The 2,442-nt window shown below is 71.5% G+C and carries 2 protein-coding genes; both read right to left on the bottom strand.

The features are described from left to right. Window positions 1–82: 82 nt before the first annotated feature. Window positions 83–763, bottom strand: coding sequence for a glycoside hydrolase family 11 protein (locus ACFXGA_RS00715; RefSeq protein WP_378082976.1), 681 nt, complete (start codon window positions 761–763; stop codon window positions 83–85). 370 nt (window positions 764–1,133) lie between these two features. Next, window positions 1,134–2,282, bottom strand: coding sequence for an IS701 family transposase (locus tag ACFXGA_RS00710; RefSeq protein WP_378082975.1), 1,149 nt, complete (start codon window positions 2,280–2,282; stop codon window positions 1,134–1,136). Window positions 2,283–2,442: the final 160 nt, after the last annotated feature.

Genomic DNA, 2,442 nt, shown 5'->3' with positions numbered 1-2,442 from the left:
CCCCGGTGGTGCTTGGCCCCTCCTTTGGGTGTGGGGGGCCTTGGGTGCCCCCCCCCCACGGGGCGCGCTGTCGACCGGAGGGTCAGCTCACGGTGATGTTCGAGCTGCCGCTGCTCTGGTAGCCCTCGGTCGCCATGATCATGTAGTAGCGGAAGCTGCCCAGCTGCATGCCGGCCCGGCTCCACGCGTCGAAGTGGTTGCCGGTGGTGATGGTGCCGCCGACCCGCCTCTGCTGGCGGACGCTCCAGAACTGGGGGAACGTCTTGGTGCCTTCCACGGACGGCGCGTTGTAGCGCATCGTCTGGTAGATGTCGTACGTGCCGCCGTCGCTGGTGACCGTGCCCTTCCACGTGCCCGTGGGCCGGTAGTTGCCCCAGCTGTCGACGATGTAGTACTCGACGAGCGGGCCGGAGGTCCAGCCGTACAGGCACAGGTAGCCGTTGCCCGACGGGCTGAAGCTGCCCGAGTAGCGCACGGTCCGGCGCGACCCGGTGCTCCAGCCCTTGCCGCACACGAAGTTGCCGGTGTTCCGCCACGAGGTGCTGTACTGCCCGCCCGACCCCATGGTCATGGAGACGGTGCCCTGGGCGTCGGTCCAGAACGAATAGTAGTAACCGTTGTGGTTGCCCGTCTGGTTCGTGGTGACGGTCTGGGCGTGGGCGGTGCCGGGCAGGATCAGCCCGGAGCTGACGGCCAGGGCTCCGGCGCCGCCGATGAACATCCTGCGGCTGATGGCGTGCGGCGCAGGGGTGTTCTCGTCCATATGCGTGCTTCCTCCTCGTTGAGGCCGGCGAATGGCCACTCGGCGTGGTGCGACACCGGCGCGACGGCGGCGGGAGCGCTCCGGGATCGCACCCGGCGCGGTGGGGCGACCGCCGTGGCTCAACGGTCGGGCACCCGGTCCGCGGTGGGTGGCCTGGTCGACCTTCGGTCAGGGTCGGTCGACGCAGACAGTGTTCGGCCGGTCGCGGTGAGCTGTCAACGATTCTCGTAACCTTGCGAAAACGTTGCGGGGAGGTTGCGGGAACCGCTCCGGGAGTCGGCGGGCGGGCGTCGGCCGCGGTCCCGCGCCCGAGCGGGGCGGAAGTGCTCCGGAAACCGTCCGATGTGGACGAGAGGTGCCGTGGGGCGGGTCAGCCGACCCGGCGCACGGACGCGGTGTCGGTCAGGGCCAACACCGCGTGGGCCGCCGACGCGAGGGTGACGTGCCGGTGCCAGCCCGCGAAGGACCGGCCGATGAAGTCGCGCACGCCCACCGGGTCGGCGAACCGGGCGAAGTCGTGGTCGACCCGGTCGGCGAGCCGGGCCAGGTGCGCGAGCGTCGCCACGTCGACGTCCGGCCGGTTGGACAACCACAGCGCGGCGGGCCAGGACCGCGACGCCGGCCCGACGCCCAGCAGCACCAGGTCCACCGGACGGCCGACCGCGTCGGCGATGCGCACCGGCACGGTCGCGGCCAGCAGCGGCAGCCGGCTCGCGACCGGCTTCCGCGCCACCCGTGCCGCGGTCATGATGTGGTGCGCGGGCCGCGGCTCGGCGCTGCGCCGCGACGCCGTGGGGTCGACCGGCCGCAGGAGCTGGCCGCCGCCGATGCGGACGAGCAGCGGCGTGCGCGGGTGCAGGCGGGCGACGACCGTTGCGACGTCGATCCTGGGCACCTCCACCACCACGGGCAGGTCGGGGAAGTCGGCCCGGGCCGCGGTGGCGAGGAACGCCTCGATGACGCACTCGGTCTCGGGTTCGGCGCGCACGCCGTCGGGTAACGCCGGCCTGCTGCGGCTGCCGACCTCCCGTAACCACGACTGGGACAGGTGCAGCCGCCAGTCGACCGGCACGGCCAGCTCGTCCGACGCCGCCCAGACGCCCATGGCCTGCTGGGCGTTGAGCGTCTGGCCCCGGTCGGGGCAGAACCGCCTGCCCACGCCGACCGAGTGCTTGCCCGTCTTCGGTATCACCATGGGCCGCACCACCCACGCCTCGGGCGCGACCGCGCCCCGGACGTACCCGCCCAGGGCGCGGCGGACCGGCTTCCAGTCCCACGTCGAGTCGTTGATGAAGTGGTGCAGGTACTGCTCGGTGGCCTGACCACCGACGGCGTGAGCGATGTTGCGGATGGACTTGCGCCCGTTCGCCCGGAGCAGGCCGCGCAGGTACTCGCCGCCCTTGCGCCGCTGGTCCTGCCGGGCGAAGGAGGCGAACAGCGTGGTGCTGAGGTCGGCGACGACCAGCTCGCGCGGGCTGTCCGCGGTGATCTGGGCTATGGCGTTGCCTCCGGCGGGCATTGTGCCTCTTTTCGTCACGTGACGTCAGTGTCGTATTCCAACCTGGCTCGGAACGCCGGGACTGCCTAGTAGACCGTCGCATCTAACCTTTGGGGTATAGGTGGCGGAGTTTGACGCGTGCGTCGTCGGTGGTGAACTGCCAGTCGACTCCCCGCTGGTT

Source organism: Actinosynnema sp. NPDC059335, from assembly GCF_042752395.1.
GTDB lineage: Bacteria > Actinomycetota > Actinomycetes > Mycobacteriales > Pseudonocardiaceae > Actinosynnema.
Note: the sequence above shows the minus strand (reverse complement) of the source record. Positions and strands in the feature narration are given on the sequence as shown.

Coding starts and splice junctions, on each gene's coding strand:
- ACFXGA_RS00715 (WP_378082976.1), bottom strand. CDS start 763: ATGGACGAGAACACCCCTGCGCCGCACGCCATCAGCCGCAGGATGTTC.
- ACFXGA_RS00710 (WP_378082975.1), bottom strand. CDS start 2,282: ATGCCCGCCGGAGGCAACGCCATAGCCCAGATCACCGCGGACAGCCCG.